Consider the following 18,385-nt stretch of genomic DNA (forward strand, 5'->3'; position numbering starts at 1 on the left):
TGGTGTTATTCATGAGATTACCATGACGCTAAAAAGCATCTCGTAATGACGATTGAATTTATAACACCTTCATTCCTTGTGTATTAATTTTAGAAACGTATACATTAAACTCAATCTCAGTTTTAGAGTACACGTTTTTCATAGCTTCAGCAACGGCTTCAGCAGTATCTTTTCCTTTAGATAATGCAAAAATAGAAGGACCAGAACCCGAAATTCCTGCACCTAAAGCACCTGCTTTTATAACTTCAGTTTTAACCGAATTAAAATGAGGGATTAACTGACTTCTATAAGGTTCTACAACAACATCTTCTAAAGATTCACTTAATAAATTATAATCTTCAGTATGTAATGCATGTACTAAACTTCCAACATTAGACCATTGCGTTATGGCATTTTGTAAAGGAATGTCTTTAGGTAAAATAGCACGAGATTCTGATGTCTTTACCTCAATTTGAGGATGAATAATTGTAACAAATAAATCTTTTGGTGTTGGTAATTGTAAAACCTTTAAAGGTGTTGTGCTTTTTACTAAAGTAAATCCACCAAATAGAGCAGGAGCAATGTTATCTGCATGTTCGCAACCACTTGCAATAGCTTCACCTTTCATAGCGAAATTAGTGATTTCTGTTTGGTTGTATGGTTTTCCTAATAATTCGTTTATTGCAAAAACACTTCCTGCAGCACTTGCAGAACTACTTCCAATACCACTACCAGGTTTTATGTTTTTATAAATTTCAATTTCGAAACCACAATCTGGTTTTGCATGGTTATATAGTGCTAATGCGGAAACACTAGCAACATTTTTTTCTGTTTCAAAAGGTAAATCTGCACCAACAATTTTGGTGATTTTTATTCCTTTCTCTTTCGTTTTTCTAATAACCATTTCATCACCAATGGTATCTATGCAAAAGCCTAAAACATCAAATCCGCATGAGACGTTTGCTACTGTAGCTGGTGAGAATATTTTTATTTCGTTCATAACCTTTTATAGAAAAGGAAAATAGAGAAAAGAAAATAGACCATTTAATTACAGTCAATATTTTCTTTTCTTTATTCTCTATTTTTTATTTACTTCCTGCTTTTATTATATCGGCAAATAAACCAGAAGCAGTAACATCTGCACCAGCACCAGCACCTTTAACAATTAATGGCTGTTCTGGATAACGCTCTGTATAAAACATAACAATATTGTCTTTTCCTTCAAGGTTGTAAAATGGATGACCATCTGGAATTTCTTTTAATCCAACTTTAGCTTTTCCGTTTTTAAACTCTGCAACGTATTTTAATTGGCAGTTTTTTGCTTTAGCCGAAGCATATAATTTTTGAAAATGAGCTTCGTCTGTTTTAAGCGTTTTGTAAAAATCGTCTACAGTATCGCTTTCTAGGTTCGCTTTAGTTAAAAATGAATCATTTTCTATAGATTCAATTTCCATTTCACCACCATTTTCACGTGCTAAAATTAATATCTTTCTAGCAACATCAATTCCGCTTAAATCTATTCTAGGATCAGGTTCTGTATAACCTTCAAATTGTGCACGTTTTACAGTATCGTGAAAGTTTGTTTTATCACTAAAATTATTAAATACAAAATTTAAACTTCCAGAAAGTACCGCTTGAATGCTAGTTACTTTATCTCCAGAAGTGACTAAGTTATTTAAAGTGTTAATTATTGGTAATCCTGCACCTACATTAGTTTCATAAAGAAAAGGTGTGTTGTATTTTAGAGCTAAATCTTGTAATAATTTATAGTTACTATAAGTACTTGAACATGCAATTTTACTACAAGCAACAACGGCGATACTATTTCTTAAATAATGCTCGTACATTTTAGAAACGGCGTCGTTAGCAGTAACATCTACAAAAATACTATTACGTAAATTTAGTGCTTTTGCTTTTTCTAAAAAGCCCTCTAAAGTTGATTTATCTGCATGATGAAATTTCGACGCCCAATTATCTAAATCTATTCCTTCGGCATTAAAAACCATTTTTTTAGAATTTGCTAAACCAACAATTCGAACGTCTAGTTTTAAATTCTTTTTTAGATAATTGCTTTGTTGGTGAATTTGGTCGATTAACTTTTCGCCTACATTACCAATACCAGTTATAAAAACATTTAACTGTTTTATGTTGTTTCCAAAAAAGCGCTCGTGTATAGTATTTAACGCTTTTTCTACATCTTTTTCTGCAATTACGGCAGATATATTTCTTTCTGAAGCACCTTGAGCAATCGCTCTAATGTTAATATTGTTTTTTCCTAAAGCGCTAAACATTTTACCACTAATACCTTGATGACTTTTCATATTATCGCCAACTAGTGCAATAATAGATAGATTTTGTTCTACGGTAATAGGATCAATTCTGTGTTTAGATATTTCATGTTCGAAAGCTAAATTAATCGTTGTTTCTGCTTGAATGGCATCGTGTTTAGAAATTCCGAAACATATTGAATGCTCTGAAGACGCTTGTGTAATTAATATAATATTAATTTTTTCTTGAGATAATGTTTCAAATAAACGTTTCGAAAAACCAGGTATACCAACCATACCATTGCCTTGCAGCGTTAAAAGTGCAATGTCGTTAATATTGGTAATACCAGTTGCCGTTGAAGACTTTGTGTTGCCTTCGTTAGAAATAATTGTTCCAAATTCGTTAGGTTTAAGGGTATTCTTAATATGAATAGGAATATTTAAACTTAAAACAGGCTGAACAGTAGGTGGATAAAGTACTTTAGCACCAAAATGCGACAACTCCATCGCTTCGTGATAACTAATACGTTCTATAGGGTAGGCTTGCTTAACAAGCTTAGGGTTTGTTGTGTACATACCGCTAACATCTGTCCAGATTTCTAGTTTTTCTGTTTTTAAAGCCGCAGCTACAATGGCAGCAGTATAATCTGATCCTCCACGACCTAAAGTAGTCGTTTTACCTAAGTATGATTTTGAAATAAAACCAGGAAGTATTGTTATGTCTTGTGTTGCTTGGTTAAAATACTCTTGAATATTATTATTCGTCGTTTCAAATATAACTTCAGCCTTTGTATAGTTAGAATTAGTAACTATAAGCTGTTGTGAATTCTTTCTGAACGCATTTATACCTCTAGATTTTAGAGTTTCGGCAATTATAAAAGACGATAAAAGTTCTCCAAAACTTACCAAACGATCGGACGTTTGAGGAGATAGTTCATTTATAAGAAAAATACCGTCTAAAAGGTTTTTAAGTTTTTTTAATTTGCCGTCTAATTCCTTTGTAATGGCAGCGTTATTTTGAGGAATTAATTCTTCTAAAACTTTAATATGTTTAGCTTTAATAGATTTGTATTCCGTTTTATAATTCTTGTTATTATCTTTCGCTAAGTTGCCAGCTTTAAGTAGTTTATCTGTAATACCACCAATGGCAGAAACCACACAAATAACTTTGTCTTTTTTAGAATAATCTTCTAAAATAGTAATAACTTTATTAATGTTTTTTGAAGAACCTACAGATGTTCCACCAAATTTTAATACTTGCATGAGAGTTGAATTATTTTAATAAATGATAGGGAAAAGTATTACTTTTACGTGAATAAGAAAACTAATTGTTGATTTTTATACAATTCTGATTTTTATTCAATTTAATTTTTAATTTAAGAACTATAATCGCTTAAGACTGAATTATCTTGAACGATTTTAAAGGACATTATAATACTACTGAAATTTAATATGAAGATATTCTCTAAGGAACAAATTTACGAAGGTGATAAGTTAACACAAGAAAAGCAGAAAATTTCCTCGACCGATTTAATGGAGCGCGCAGGAATGCAAATTTTTAACTGGATACATACAAGAATGCAAGGTGCTCAAGTGCCAATTCATGTGTTTTGTGGTATTGGTAACAATGGAGGTGACGGATTAGTAGTTGCTAGACACCTAATTACACATGGTTATAATGTTAATACTTACATTGTAAATTGCAGCGATAAGCGTTCTAAAGATTTTTTAATTAATTACGATCGTGTTAAAAATGTTACTAAAGACTGGCCAACATTATTAAGTTGTGAAGAAGATTTTAGTGCCATTACTATTAACGAAAAAGATATTATTGTTGATGCTGTTTTTGGAATAGGATTAAATCGTCCTGTTGATGCTTGGGTTAAAGGTTTATTTAACTTTTTTAGAGCAACAAAAGCATTTACACTATCTATAGATTTACCTTCTGGATTGGCTACAGATAAGAGTGTTGAAGATTCTGAAGCAGTTGTTAATGCTGGTTATACTTTAAGTTTTCAAACACCAAAATTAGTATTCTTTTTACCAGAAACAGCAAAGTATACTGTACAATGGGAAGTTTTAGATATTGGTATTGATCCGGAGTATTTGTTTACTACAGTTACAGAGGCCGATTTAATTGGTAAGAATGAAGTATTACCTATTTATAAACCTCGTGAAAAATATAGCCATAAAGGTACTTTTGGACACAGTTTAATTATTGGAGGAAGTTATGGTAAAATAGGAGCAGTAGCATTAGCGAGTAGATCTGTACTAGCAGTAGGCGCAGGAAAAGTAACAGCTTATATGCCAAAATGTGGTTATATACCATTACAGACGGCTTTTCCAGAGGCTATGGTAATTACTGATGAAGATGATGAAAAAATAACTAAAATAACGTTCGATATAGAACCAACAGTTATTGGAATTGGAGTAGGTTTAGGTACAGATACTAAAACGGTTGCTGCTATGGAAGCTTTTTTAAAATCAAATAAAAAGCCTTTAGTTATTGATGCTGATGGTTTAAATATTTTAGCTAAAAAGAAAGCTTTATTAAAATTATTACCAGAATTAACCATTTTAACACCGCATCCAAAAGAATTAGAAAGACTGGTAGGTAAATGGGACAATGATTTCGATAAATTAAAGAAAACAAAAGCTTTTGCTAAAAAGTATAAAGTAATTGTAGTTATAAAAGGTGCAAATACTATTACTGTTTTCGATGATAAACTATATGTAAACGCTACTGGAAATCCAGGATTGGCAACAGCAGGAACAGGAGATGTTTTAACAGGAATGTTAACGGGTTTAATTTCTCAAGGTTACGATCCATTACAAGCTACACTTTTTGGAGTGTATTTACATGGTAAAAGTGCAGATATTTTAATAGAGCAATTAGGCTACCAAAGTATTATTGCAAGTAATGTAATAGAAGGTATAAGTTTAGCTTACTTAGATTTGTTTAAGCAGCCAGAACAGCCTCAAGTAGAGCAAGCGGATACTGAAGAACAACGATAAAAAAACATAAAAATATAGCATAAAAAAAACGAGCTAAACTTTTAAAAGTCTGCTCGTTTTTTTTATGCTATATTTTTTTTAATTAGATATTATCTAATCCATTTAATAATGCTCTTAATTTTGGACTTGAAGGTCTTGGAGCATCAGCATTAACAATGTTTCCAGCTGGATCGATTAAGATAAAACGAGGAATACCATTAATTTTGAATCCTTGTACGAATTCAGATTTCCAACCATTGTCAGATATTATTTGAATACCACCTAATTCCTTATCGGCTATCATTTTCTTCCAACCTTCTTTAGCAGCTGCGGCATCACCTTTAAATCCTCTACCGTCATCTACAGAAAGGCTTACAAATTCAATGTTTTTATCATGGAAATCTTTTTCAACTTCTTTTAATGAAGGAATTTCCCTAAGACAAGGTCCACACCAAGTTGCCCAAACATCTATATAAACATATTTACCTTTTAAATCTGCTAAAGCTGTTTTACCTCCTTTAACATTTTCAAAATTAAAATCAGGAGAAGGTTGTCCTACATATGAAGCAAATTGTTTAGTTCTGGCTTGTTGTTGTCTGTAAGCTCCAGTAATTCCTGGCTTAAATTGTGTGATCTGTGCTTTTTCATTAGCTACAAGTGTAGAGTCTAAACCTTTAATATTATTGTCTAAGAACGTATACATTTCTTTTTCAAGATCAACTATTTTAGCATTGAATTCTACTTCTTCTAAATCGAAAAGACTTGGTTCTATTAAGTTTTCTTGCATCACTGCTTTTTTTACTAAATAGTTATTAGACTCAGCACCTTCACCTGTGAATTTTAAAGACTCATCGAATTCTTTAGTATCTAATTCTAATTTTAAATCGTAACCATTTTTTAGAAAAATGTTAGTAGATTCATTACCATCATAAACTCCATACATTCCAGTAGTAACTTTTAGAGTATCACTAAACGTACCATCTTGAGCAATTTTAATTGTTTTAGAATATGTCCTTCCTTGATATACAAATAAAGAGTCGCTACTTTTGTTTTCAATTTTACCAGAAAAGGTAACGTAGTCTTTAGGAGCTTCTTCTTTACAAGCTACAACTGCCAATACAGATAAGCCTAATAATAATTTCTTCATTTTTTTTGATATTAAATTTGTATCAAAAATAAGTTATAAATTTTAATTTAAATCATTTTGATAAATTATTAACAATACTTGCACAGCTTGTTTTGAATGATGATTTTTGATACACATAAAACAAACTATGAGCACATTCCATTATATATCTTCAGAAAAACTAGACATTGTAACTATCTACAATATTTTTAAGGACAAGAAAAAGCTAAAGCTCTCCAAAGAGTCTGTTGATAAAATTAACACGTGTAAAACGTATTTAGATAAGAAGCTAAGTGAAGCCGATAAACCATTTTATGGTATTAATACCGGTTTTGGTTCTTTATATAATGTAGAAATATCTAAGAACGATTTAACCAAGTTACAGGAAAATCTTGTAATGTCTCATGCTTGTGGAACAGGAGATCGTGTTCCAGAAAGTATTGTAAAGGTGATGTTACTTTTAAAAATACAATCTTTAAGTTATGGGCATAGTGGTGTACAGTTAGATACTGTAAATAGATTGATAGACTTCTTTAATAATGATGTGTTTCCGTTTGTGTTTACACAAGGTTCTCTTGGTGCTTCTGGTGATTTAGCTCCTTTAGCGCACTTGGCATTACCATTAATAGGAAAAGGAAAAGTAGTACATAATAAAGAAGAAGTTAATGCAGGTGAAATACTTGAGAAATTTGGGTGGGAACCTATAAGATTAGAAGCTAAAGAAGGTTTGGCACTTTTAAACGGAACACAGTTTATGAGCGCTTATGGCGTATATTTATTATTAATGTCTCATAAAACATCGTATTTGGCAGATGTAATTGCTAGTATTAGTTTAGATGCCTTTGATGGTAGAATAGAGCCTTTTCATGATTTAGTACATCAAGTACGTCCTCATCCAGGACAGTTAAAAGTGGCTAGACGTTTTAATGAATTTTTAAAAGGAAGTGAATTAATTACGAGAGAAAAGGAACATGTTCAAGATCCTTATTCTTTTAGATGTATTCCTCAAGTGCATGGTGCAACAAAGGATACCTTAGATTTTGTTGAACGTGTTATTTTAACCGAAATTAATTCTGTTACAGATAATCCTAATATTTTTCCTGAAGAAGATTTAATTATTTCTGGCGGAAATTTCCATGGGCAACCATTGGCTTTAGCATTAGATTATTTAAAGATTGCTATGGCTGAAATTGGTAATATTTCTGAACGTCGTGTATTTCAATTAGTTTCAGGATTAAGAGGATTACCAGCATTTTTGGTAGATAATCCAGGTTTAAATTCTGGTTTTATGATACCTCAATATACAGCAGCAAGTATTGTAAGTGCTAATAAGCAGTTAGCAACACCAGCAAGTGTAGATAGTATTGTGTCTAGTAATGGGCAAGAAGACCATGTTAGTATGGGTGCAAATGCAGCAACACAAGCTTATAGGTTAATTAAAAACGTAGAACGTGTAATTGCCATAGAGTTGATGAATGCAAGCCAAGCGATAGCGTTTAGAAATCCATTAAAAACATCTCCTTTTTTAGAATCGTTTTTAGAGCAATACAGAAAAGAAGTTTCTTTTGTGGAAAAAGATCGTGTATTACATGATGATATTGAAGCTTCAATCCAGTTTTTAAGTGATGTTGATGTGGAGATTGAAGAGTTGTTTTTGAATAATTATGGTGTAAATAATAATTAATTGTTTTCACTCAAGTAGGCTAATACCGTTACCCTTTTTTTGTTTTCTAAGACCAAGGAGTTTGCCCATGATGTTGCTTCGTTAAGTTCTTTAAATATTTTAAAGGGCTTATCGACAAAAAGTTTTTCTATTAATGCGTTATTCTTTGTGATTTCTTTTTGGGAAACAACAGCAAAACCAATTAGATTTTTTATTTTCTTAGTTTCAAAATAAACGGTAGGATTTACCGCATAAGAATTTTTACGATTACTAATGTAAACGAAATTTTTATTCTGGTAAAAAAGATCGACTAAGTCTAGTAGTATTTTATTAGTTTCTATTGTAACAGTTTCGTCTTTATTTATTATTACAACTAAATAATTTTCGTGTATTGTTATGTAGCCTACGCCAATGTCTATATGTGATTGTTCTGTCATGCCAATTTTATCTAATCTTAATATACAAAAAAAGAGGTTATTTAAAAATATTAAATAACCTCTATATCTAAAGCGATATTATTTTAAGATTCTGTAGATTTTTCAATCTTTTCAATTTTAATTGTTATTTCATCAGTTTTAGAATCTAAATCCATAATAATTTTATCTCCTTCACTTACATTAGAAGTAATAATTTCTTCAGCTAAAGCATCTTCAACATATTTTTGAATAGCTCTTTTTAAAGGCCTTGCTCCATACTGTTTGTCGAAACCTTTTTCAGCAATGTAATCTTTAGCAGTTTCGGTTAATTCTAATTCGTAACCAAGATCTTTAATACGTATAAGTAGTTTATCTAGTTCTAAATCTATAATTTTATGAATATCTTCTTTTTCTAGAGCATTAAACACAACTACATCATCAATTCTATTTAAAAACTCTGGTGCGAAAGATTTCTTTAAAGCATTTTGTATTACAGCACGAGCATTAGCATCTTCTTGAGATTTTTGCGACGCTGTACCAAAACCTATTCCTGTTCCAAAATCTTTTAATTTACGAGCTCCAATATTTGAAGTCATAATAATTATGGTATTTCTAAAATCAATTTTTCTACCAAGAGAATCTGTTAAATAACCATCATCCAACACTTGTAAAAGCATGTTAAAAACATCAGGATGGGCTTTTTCAATTTCATCTAAAAGTACAACAGCATAAGGTTTGCGTCTTACTTTTTCTGTAAGTTGTCCACCTTCTTCGTAACCTACATATCCTGGAGGTGCACCTACTAAACGTGAGATTGCAAATTTCTCCATATACTCACTCATGTCTATTCTAATAAGTGATTCTTCACTATCAAATAACTCGCGAGATAATACTTTGGCTAATTGTGTTTTACCAACTCCTGTTTGTCCTAAAAAGATAAATGAACCAATTGGCTTGTTTGGGTCTTTAAGTCCAGCACGATTTCTCTGTATGGCTTTTACAACTTTTGCAACAGCTTCGTCTTGACCTATAACTTTTCCGTTAATAAGCTCAGGAAGCTCTGCAAGTTTGTTACTTTCTTTTTGTGCTATTCTATTTACAGGAATACCTGTCATCATAGACACAACATCTGCAACATTATCTTCAGAAACTATTTCTTTATTTAGTTTGGTATCTTCTTCCCATTTTTCTTGAGCGATAGACAATTCTTTTTCTAAACGCTTCTCATCGTCACGTAAACGTGCAGCTTCTTCGTACTTCTGTTTTTTAACAACAGAGTTCTTAGTTTCTTTAACTTCTTCAAGCTTTTTCTCAAGCTCAATAATTTGCTTAGGTACATCAATATTAGTAATGTGTACACGAGAACCTGCTTCGTCTAAAGCATCAATAGCTTTGTCTGGAAGAAAACGCTCTGTCATGTATCTATTAGTAAGTTTTACACAAGCTTCAATAGCTTCTTGTGTGTACTCGACATTGTGGTGTTCTTCGTATTTACCTTTAATATTGTTTAATATTTCTATAGTTTCATCAACAGTAGTGGGTTCGACAATTACCTTTTGAAAACGACGCTCTAAAGCACCATCTTTTTCTATGTATTGTCTGTATTCATCTAAAGTTGTGGCTCCAATACATTGTATTTCTCCTCTTGCTAAAGCAGGCTTGAACATATTAGATGCATCAAGACTTCCTGTTGCTCCACCAGCTCCAACAATAGTGTGTATTTCGTCTATAAACAAAATAACATCATCGTTTTTTTCAAGCTCGTTCATTACAGCTTTCATGCGCTCTTCAAACTGTCCTCTGTACTTTGTTCCAGCAACTAAACTCGCTAAATCTAAAGTAACAACACGTTTTCCAAAAAGGATACGAGAAACTTTACGTTTTACAATTCTATTGGCTAAACCTTCGGCAATAGCACTTTTACCAACACCAGGTTCTCCAATAAGTAATGGGTTGTTCTTTTTTCTACGAGATAAAATTTGAGACACACGCTCAATTTCTTTCTCACGTCCAACTACAGGATCTAATTTACCTTCTTCTGCCATAGCAGTAAGATCTCTACCAAAGTTATCTAAAACAGGTGTTTTAGACTTCTTGTTGCTTTTTCCCGTAGGTGTATTAAATATGTCTTTAGACTCGTTGCCTTCGTTTCCTTTAGAATCATCATCTTGAAAAGATTCCGATTTAGGCTCTATATAATTACTATCGTCGTTTGTGATCATAGACTTAAATTGTTCTTTTACATTATCGTAATCTACTTTTAGCTTATTTAAAAGCTTAGTTGTTGGATCGTTTTCATTTCTTAAAATACATAACAGCAAATGTGCTGTGTTAATAGAAGTGCTTTGAAAAAGTTTTGCTTCTAAAAAAGTAGTTTTTAAAGCGCGTTCTGCTTGCCTAGTTAGGTGCAAGTTCTTTTTGTCGTTAGAAGTAATGGTAACATTAGGGTTAGCAGGGCTTAAAATTTCGACTTTTCGTCTTAAATGATTTAAATCGATATCTAAGGCATTTAATATATTTATTGCTTTTCCGTTTCCATCTCTTAATAATCCAAGCATAAGGTGTTCGGTACCAATAAAATCATGTCCTAAGCGAAGTGCTTCTTCTTTACTGTAAGCGATTACATCTTTTACTCTTGGTGAAAAATTATCATCCATATAGTTATTCCTTTCGTCAATAAATTTAGTGAATCATAACATCAATGGCAAAAACTATACCTTAAATATTATGATATTCTATTTCTTGTTTAAAATTATGTTAAAATAAAAGATGTTTTTTTTTCATATATAAAGTAAGAAAGTAAAGCATAGCTTTGATTATGGTTTCTTTTTTTACGTAAATAGAAAGGGAAAAAGGACGTTTTATTTAGCAATTTCAAATAATACATAGTATTCTACGCTAATAGACAAAAAAATGTTTAAAAAATCAAAACAATTAACAAGATAGTTATTAACGATAAAGGGTGTTTAAATTGTTAATAAAAAGTCTCAAAAAGTAGGGATAAAGACCTACTGTTACTAATGAAATAATTATATTAGCGCGTTACGAAACAACTATAAAAATTTAATTAAGATTATATATGGCAGAAGGCGAAAAAGTGATTCCAATTAATATTGAAGATGAAATGAAATCGGCTTACATTGATTATTCAATGTCAGTCATTGTGTCACGTGCTTTACCGGACGTAAGAGATGGTTTAAAACCAGTACATAGACGTGTACTTTATGGTATGCATGAACTGGGTGTTAGAGCAAACAGTGCACATAAAAAATCTGCAAGAATTGTTGGTGAAGTTTTAGGTAAGTACCACCCACATGGAGATACTTCTGTTTACGATGCAATGGTACGTATGGCTCAGGAATGGAGTTTACGTTATATGCTTGTTGATGGACAAGGTAACTTTGGGTCTGTAGATGGAGATAGTCCAGCAGCAATGCGTTATACAGAAGCAAGAATGCGTAAGATATCTGAGGATATGCTTGCAGATATTGATAAAGAAACAGTAGATCATAAATTAAACTTTGATGATACTTTAGAAGAGCCAACAGTTCTTCCAACACGTATTCCTGGTTTATTAGTAAATGGAGCGTCTGGTATTGCAGTAGGTATGGCAACAAATATGCCACCTCACAATTTAACAGAAGTTGTAGATGGAACAATTGCTTACATCGATAATAAGGATATTGAAATTGATGAATTAATTACACACATTAAAGCACCAGATTTTCCAACAGGTGGGACAATATATGGTTATGATGGTGTAAAGGAAGCATTTCATACAGGTCGTGGACGAATTGTCATGCGAGCTAATGCTAATATCGAAGAGGTTCAAGGTAGAGAATGTGTTATTGTAACAGAAATTCCTTACCAAGTGAATAAGGCAGATATGATTAAAAAGACTGCCGACTTAATAAACGATAAAAAATTAGAAGGGATCTCTACTATTAGAGATGAGTCTGATAGAAATGGTATGCGTATTGTTTACGTTTTAAAGCGTGATGCTATACCTAATATTGTTTTAAATAAATTATACAAATACACAGCATTACAATCGTCTTTTAGTGTAAATAATATTGCATTAGTAAAAGGGCGTCCGCAGTTATTGAACTTAAAAGAATTAATTCAATATTTTGTAGAGCATAGACATGAGGTTGTTGTAAGGCGTACTAAATACGAATTACGTAAAGCCGAAGAGCGTGCGCACATATTAGAAGGTTTAATTATTGCTTCAGATAATATTGATGAGGTAATAAAAATTATTAGAGCATCTTCAAACGGAGATGAGGCCAGAAATAATTTAATTGAACGTTTTAAGCTTTCAGAAATACAAGCGAAAGCAATCGTAGAGATGCGTCTACGTCAGTTAACAGGACTAGAACAAGATAAACTTCGTAATGAATACGAAGAGATTATGAAAACGATTGAAGACCTTAAAGATATTTTAGGTGATGAAACACGTAGAATGTCTATTATTAAGGAGGAGTTAATTGTTATTCGTGATAAGTATGGAGATGATCGTCGTTCTGTAATTGAATATGCTGGTGGAGATTTAAGTATTGAAGATATGATTCCAGATGAGAAAGTAGTAATTACTATTTCTCATGCAGGTTACATTAAACGTACTTCTTTATCTGAGTATAAGACACAAAATAGAGGAGGAGTTGGACAAAAAGCTTCAACTACACGTAACGAAGATTTCTTAGAACATTTATTTGTAGGTACAAATCACCAATACATGTTATTCTTCACACAAAAAGGAAAATGTTTCTGGATGCGTGTATACGAAATTCCAGAAGGAAGTAAAACGTCTAAAGGAAGAGCAATTCAAAACCTTATAAATATTGAGCAAGACGACAAAGTAATGGCGTTTATTTGTACTCAAGATTTAAAAGATGAGGAATATGTAAATAGTCATTACGTAATTATGGCTACTAAAAAAGGTCAAGTTAAAAAGACTTCTTTAGAACAATATTCTAGACCAAGAACAAACGGTATTAATGCTATTACAATTAAAGAAGATGATGTTTTATTAGAAGCTAAGTTAACAACTGGTGAAAGCCAAGTAATGTTAGCATTAAAATCTGGTAAAGCCATTAGATTCGAAGAAGCTAAAACAAGACCAATGGGTCGTGGAGCTTCAGGTGTAAGAGGTATTAGATTACAAGATGAGAAAACCGATGAGGTAATTGGTATGATTGCCGTAGACGATATGGAAAGTAATATTCTTGTGGTTTCAGAAAATGGTTATGGTAAACGTTCTAGTTTAGAAGATTATAGAATTACCAACCGTGGTGGAAAAGGTGTGAAAACTATTTCTATTACAGAGAAAACAGGGAACTTAGTATCTATTAAAAATGTAACAGATGAAGATGATTTAATGATCATTAATAAATCTGGTATTGCAATTAGAATGGCAGTTGCCGATTTACGTGTAATGGGTAGAGCAACACAAGGTGTGAAACTTATTAATCTAAAAGGTAAAGATTCTATTGCAGCAGTTGCAAAAGTAATGCATGAAGAAGATGAAATAGAATTAGACGAAGATGGAAACATAATAATTCCTGAAGGCGTTGAAAACACTAACGATTCTGAAAATGGCACGACTGTTGTTTCTAATGAAGAAGAAGAATAAATAATTTTAAAACTTAATTCCGGTCAGGAATATAAAAACTTAAACTAATGAAAAAACAATTAATCTTTACACTAGCTTTACTAGTAACTCTATTTTCTTTTGGACAAAAGAAAGAATTAAAGACTTTAGAAAAAGCTGTTAAAAATAACAATTTTGCAGAAGCTAAAGCAGTTGTAACAACCTTAGAACCTATGCTTGATAGTATGGATGATAAAATGAAATCTAAATTTTACTACAATAGAGCAAAAGCATTATATGCTAATGGTACTGGTAATGTTGCCGATTTCGATACGGCTTTCAATGATTTAAATAAAGTTGAACAAAAATATGTAAGTGACTTAGCTGAAACCAAAAAATTTGTACAAAACGAATTATTGGTAAAAGCGAATGGTTTTTACACAGGTGGTAAGTATACTCAAGCATCAAGTTTGTTCTCGATGTTATATAAATTAGTTCCAGAAGATCAATCTTATTTATATTATGCAGCTATTAGTTCTGTTTTAGGACAGGATTTCGATTCAGCTCTTAATCACTATACAGCTTTAAAAGATTTAGGATATACAGGTGTTGCAACAGAATATTTTGCAATAAACAAAGAAACTGGAGAGGAAGAAGTTTTTGATAAATCAACTCGCGATTTATATGTTAAAGCTAAAACGCATATTAAACCTGGAGAAAGAGAAACAAAATCTAAAGCTGGAGAAATCTATAGCCAAATTACTTCAATTTACTTAAATCAAGGAGAGAATGAAAAAGCTTTAGAGTCAATTAAGGAAGCAAGAAGTGCTGATCCATCTAATAGTAGCTTAATAGTTTCAGAGGCAAATGTGCAATTAAAATTAGGTAATGAAGTAGAATATGGTAAACTTATAAAAGAAGCAATTGCTAACGATCCTAATAATACTGATTTAATTTATAATTTAGGAGTGATTTCTAATCAGTCGGGTAATAAAGCTGATGCAGAAATGTATTACAAAAAAGTTATTGAAATTGATCCTAGCTATGTTAATGCATTAAAGAATATTTCTGCATTAATTTTAGAGGAAGATGCTGAAATTGTTAAAAAAATGAATGTTTTAACAAATTCAAGTGCAGATAATAAAATCTATGACCAATTACAAAAAGATCGTGGAGCTGTTTATCAAAAAGCAATACCTTACTTAGAGTCTGTAATAAAATTAGATACTAAAATAGAAAGTATAGATTTTGCTAGAACATTAGCTAACATTTATAGTGTTGTTGGTGATAGTGAAAAAGCTAAAGCGCTTAAAGCTAAATATGAATTATAGAATTAAATCTATATGTTATGAAAAAACCACTTTTTAAGTGGTTTTTTTGTTTTTATAAAGAACTATATTATATAGTCTGTATCTAAGTAATAGAGGTGTCAGTAATATATTAATACTGAGTAGGTCTTCAAAAAAAAAATTAAAATACAATTTAATATAGTAAATAATATTTCTATTAATTAAAGGTCTTCATAAAAAAAGGAATGCGTTTAGCATTCCTTTTTTTTGTATTTGTAATTTTATATTAGAGCTAAACTTGTAATACACCCATGTTAAAAGGTTTCTCGATAGGAGCGTGGTTAGCAGCTTCAATTCCCATAGAAATCCATGTTCTAGTATCTAATGGATCTATAATGGCGTCTGTCCATAAACGAGAAGCAGCGTAATATGGTGACACTTGGTTATCGTATCTATTTTTAATTTTAGAGAATAATTCTTCTTCTTTCTCAGGAGTAATTTTTTCTCCTTTTTTCAATAATGAAGCTTTCTCAATTTGTAATAATACTTTAGCAGCACTATTTCCACTCATAACTGCTAATTCTGCACTTGGCCAAGCAACAATTAATCTCGGGTCGTAGGCTTTACCACACATAGCATAATTTCCAGCACCATAACTATTTCCAATAATAATAGTGAATTTTGGAACGACAGAGTTACTAACAGCATTCACCATTTTTGCTCCATCCTTAATAATACCACCATGTTCACTTTTACTACCAACCATGAAACCAGTAACATCTTGTAAGAATACTAAAGGTATTTTCTTTTGGTTACAATTCGCAATAAAGCGTGTAGCTTTATCTGCGCTATCATTATAAATAACACCGCCAAATTGCATTTCCCCTTTTTTCGTTTTAACAAGTTTACGCTGGTTAGCTACAATACCAACAGCCCAACCATCTATTCTTGCATAAGCAGTAATAATGGTTTGTCCGTAACCCTTTTTATACTCATCGTATTCTCCATTATCTACTAATCTAGAAATAATATCAAGCATATTATATTGGTCTGCTCTAGATTTTGGTAAAATACCATAAATATCTTCTGGATTCTCCTTAGGTTTTTTAGCTTCAACTCTGTTAAATCCTGCTTTATCGTAATCGCCAATTTTATCTATTAATCGCTTAATAGTATCTAAGGCATCTTTATCGTCTTTAGCTTTATAATCTGTAACACCAGAAACCTCACAATGTGTAGTTGCACCACCAAGAGTTTCATTATCTATTGTTTCACCAATAGCCGCTTTTACTAAGTAGCTTCCAGCAAGAAAAATACTTCCAGTTTTATCTACAATTAAAGCTTCGTCACTCATAATTGGTAAATATGCACCACCTGCAACACAACTTCCCATAACAGCTGCTATTTGGGTAATACCCATGCTACTCATTATGGCGTTATTTCTAAAAATACGACCAAAATGTTCTTTATCTGGAAATATTTCGTCCTGTAATGGTAAATAAACACCAGCACTATCAACCAAATAAATTATTGGAAGTTTATTTTCAATAGCAATTTCTTGAGCACGTAAGTTTTTCTTTCCTGTAATAGGAAACCACGCACCAGCTTTTACTGTAGCATCGTTTGCAACAACAATACATTGTTTACCACTAACGTAGCCCATTTTAATTACAACACCTCCAGAAGGACATCCACCATGTTCTTCGTACATGCCATCTCCCACAAAAGCACCAATTTCAATGCTTTTACGTTTTTTATCTAAAAGGTAGTCAATACGTTCTCTTGCCGTAAGTTTACCTTTTTCGTGATGTTTATCAATACGTTTTTGTCCACCTCCTAATTTTACTTGAGCAAAGCGGTTACGCAAATCAGATAATAGTAATTTATTATAATCTTCGTTTTTATTGAAGTCGATATCCATTAAAATAATTTTTAAGCTAAAATACAAAGTTTAATGTCATTTTCAATTTGAAATTATGATAAAAAACAATAGTTAATAATTTATTAAATACCCTAGTATTATATTCTATGGAAACTATTTTTTTTATATTTGAGATACAATATTTTTTTATGAAAAACATTTTAGTATTTGCAGGAAGTAATAGTAAGGTTTCTATAAATAAACAATTAGCAACTTATGCAGCTTCATTAATAGAAGAAGTTAAGTTAACAGTCTTAGATCTTAACGATTTTAATTTACCACTTTATGGTATAGATTTAGAAAATGAGGTAGGTATTCCTAAAGCTGTAGAAGTTTTTTTAGAACACATTAAATCTACAGATGGTATTATTTTATCGTTAGCAGAACATAATGGAGCTTACGCGACAGTTTTTAAAAACCTTCTAGATTGGTTATCGCGTATTGATAATAAATTATGGCAAAATAAACCAATGCTTTTAATGGCTTCGTCTCCAGGAGGAAGAGGTGGTCAGTCTGTTTTAGAAATAGCCAAAGATAGATTTCCAAGGCATGATGCTAATGTTGTAGCCACTTTTTCTCTACCTTCATTTAATGAAAATTTTTCAGAAGAAGGCATAAAAGATAAAAGCCTTAGCGATGTATTAACTCAAGCTATTCAAACCTTTAAAGACACGATATAATGGGAGATATTTCAAAGGAAATAGAATCGACCTTTGCATCTAACGATTTAAAGGCATATATAAATATATTATATACTGCCAGTTGGATTAATGGCAAACAATTAGAGTTTTTTAAGCCATATAATATATCTCCGCAACAATACAACATTTTAAGAATACTAAGAGGAGCAAAGGATCCTATTAGTGTACAAACTGTTAAAAACAGAATGGTACAACGTTCTCCAAATGTAACTAGACTAATGGATAAATTGTGTGCAAAACACTTTATAGATAGAATACCTAGTAAAGACGATAGAAGAGTTGTAAATATTATTGTGACAGAAAAAGGGTTGAATTTGTTAGCTGAAATTGATAAGAAGTGGGATAATGTATTACTTAAAAATTTAACAGATGAGGAGGCTTTACAGCTAAGTAATTTATTAGATAAAGTAAGATAAGATTAAGTTATACCGTTATATTT

The 18,385-nt window shown here is 31.5% G+C and carries 12 protein-coding genes; 6 read left to right on the plus strand and 6 right to left on the minus strand.

Annotation, left to right across the window (positions count from 1 at the left end; all coding sequences use genetic code 11):
* Nucleotides 1-58: 58 nt before the first annotated feature.
* Nucleotides 59-979 carry a homoserine kinase gene (locus Q0935_RS00290; RefSeq protein WP_299381358.1) on the minus strand — a complete coding sequence of 307 codons (921 nt, stop codon included), beginning with the start codon at nt 977-979 and terminating at the stop codon, nt 59-61.
* An 85-nt stretch (nt 980-1,064) separates the two neighbouring features.
* A complete protein-coding gene (gene thrA, locus Q0935_RS00295; RefSeq protein ID WP_299381361.1) occupies nt 1,065-3,509 on the minus strand; it encodes a bifunctional aspartate kinase/homoserine dehydrogenase I in 2,445 nt (814 codons plus the stop codon).
* Between the two features lie 189 nt (nt 3,510-3,698).
* Between thrA and Q0935_RS00300 the strand changes: the two genes are divergently transcribed.
* Nucleotides 3,699-5,261: an NAD(P)H-hydrate dehydratase gene (locus Q0935_RS00300; RefSeq protein ID WP_299381363.1), complete on the plus strand. Its 1,563-nt coding sequence runs from the start codon at nt 3,699-3,701 to the stop codon at nt 5,259-5,261.
* Between the two features lie 82 nt (nt 5,262-5,343).
* Here Q0935_RS00300 and Q0935_RS00305 read toward each other — a convergent pair whose 3' ends face one another.
* Nucleotides 5,344-6,387: a TlpA disulfide reductase family protein gene (locus tag Q0935_RS00305; RefSeq protein WP_299381366.1), complete on the minus strand. Its 1,044-nt coding sequence runs from the start codon at nt 6,385-6,387 to the stop codon at nt 5,344-5,346.
* 127 nt (nt 6,388-6,514) lie between these two features.
* Between Q0935_RS00305 and hutH the strand changes: the two genes are divergently transcribed.
* Nucleotides 6,515-8,050, plus strand: coding sequence for a histidine ammonia-lyase (gene hutH / locus Q0935_RS00310; protein ID WP_299381369.1), 1,536 nt, complete (start codon nt 6,515-6,517; stop codon nt 8,048-8,050).
* Here the strand turns inward: hutH and Q0935_RS00315 are convergent.
* Nucleotides 8,047-8,466 (minus strand): hypothetical protein, encoded by a 420-nt coding sequence (locus Q0935_RS00315; protein ID WP_299381371.1) that lies wholly within the window; start codon nt 8,464-8,466, stop codon nt 8,047-8,049. The genes hutH and Q0935_RS00315 overlap by 4 nt on opposite strands.
* A gap of 83 nt (nt 8,467-8,549) precedes the next feature.
* A complete protein-coding gene (locus tag Q0935_RS00320) occupies nt 8,550-11,102 on the minus strand; it encodes an ATP-dependent Clp protease ATP-binding subunit (RefSeq protein WP_299381374.1) in 2,553 nt (850 codons plus the stop codon).
* A 422-nt stretch (nt 11,103-11,524) separates the two neighbouring features.
* On the opposite strand from Q0935_RS00320, the gene gyrA reads away from it, so the two are divergent.
* Together gyrA and Q0935_RS00330 are read left to right on the plus strand one after the other, a co-directional pair.
* Nucleotides 11,525-14,077 (plus strand): DNA gyrase subunit A, encoded by a 2,553-nt coding sequence (gyrA, locus tag Q0935_RS00325; RefSeq protein WP_299248438.1) that lies wholly within the window; start codon nt 11,525-11,527, stop codon nt 14,075-14,077.
* A 47-nt stretch (nt 14,078-14,124) separates the two neighbouring features.
* Complete coding sequence (locus Q0935_RS00330; protein WP_299248436.1) at nt 14,125-15,366, plus strand: hypothetical protein; 1,242 nt, start codon at nt 14,125-14,127, stop codon at nt 15,364-15,366.
* A 250-nt stretch (nt 15,367-15,616) separates the two neighbouring features.
* Here the strand turns inward: Q0935_RS00330 and Q0935_RS00335 are convergent, their stop codons facing one another.
* The gene (locus Q0935_RS00335) at nt 15,617-17,245 is read right to left on the minus strand and encodes an acyl-CoA carboxylase subunit beta (RefSeq protein ID WP_299248434.1); all 1,629 of its coding nucleotides are present in this window, start codon (nt 17,243-17,245) and stop codon (nt 15,617-15,619) included.
* Nucleotides 17,246-17,394: 149 nt separating this feature from the next.
* Here Q0935_RS00335 and Q0935_RS00340 point away from each other — a divergent pair, with 149 nt between their 5' ends.
* Together Q0935_RS00340 and Q0935_RS00345 are read left to right on the plus strand one after the other, a co-directional pair.
* Complete coding sequence (locus Q0935_RS00340; RefSeq protein WP_299248432.1) at nt 17,395-17,925, plus strand: NADPH-dependent FMN reductase; 531 nt, start codon at nt 17,395-17,397, stop codon at nt 17,923-17,925.
* A complete protein-coding gene (locus Q0935_RS00345) occupies nt 17,925-18,362 on the plus strand; it encodes a MarR family winged helix-turn-helix transcriptional regulator (RefSeq protein ID WP_299248430.1) in 438 nt (145 codons plus the stop codon). Before Q0935_RS00340 ends, Q0935_RS00345 begins: the two co-directional genes overlap by 1 nt.
* The last annotated feature ends 23 nt before the right edge of the window (nt 18,363-18,385 follow it).

This window comes from uncultured Lacinutrix sp., from assembly GCF_947500605.1.
In the GTDB taxonomy this organism is placed as follows: domain Bacteria; phylum Bacteroidota; class Bacteroidia; order Flavobacteriales; family Flavobacteriaceae; genus Lacinutrix.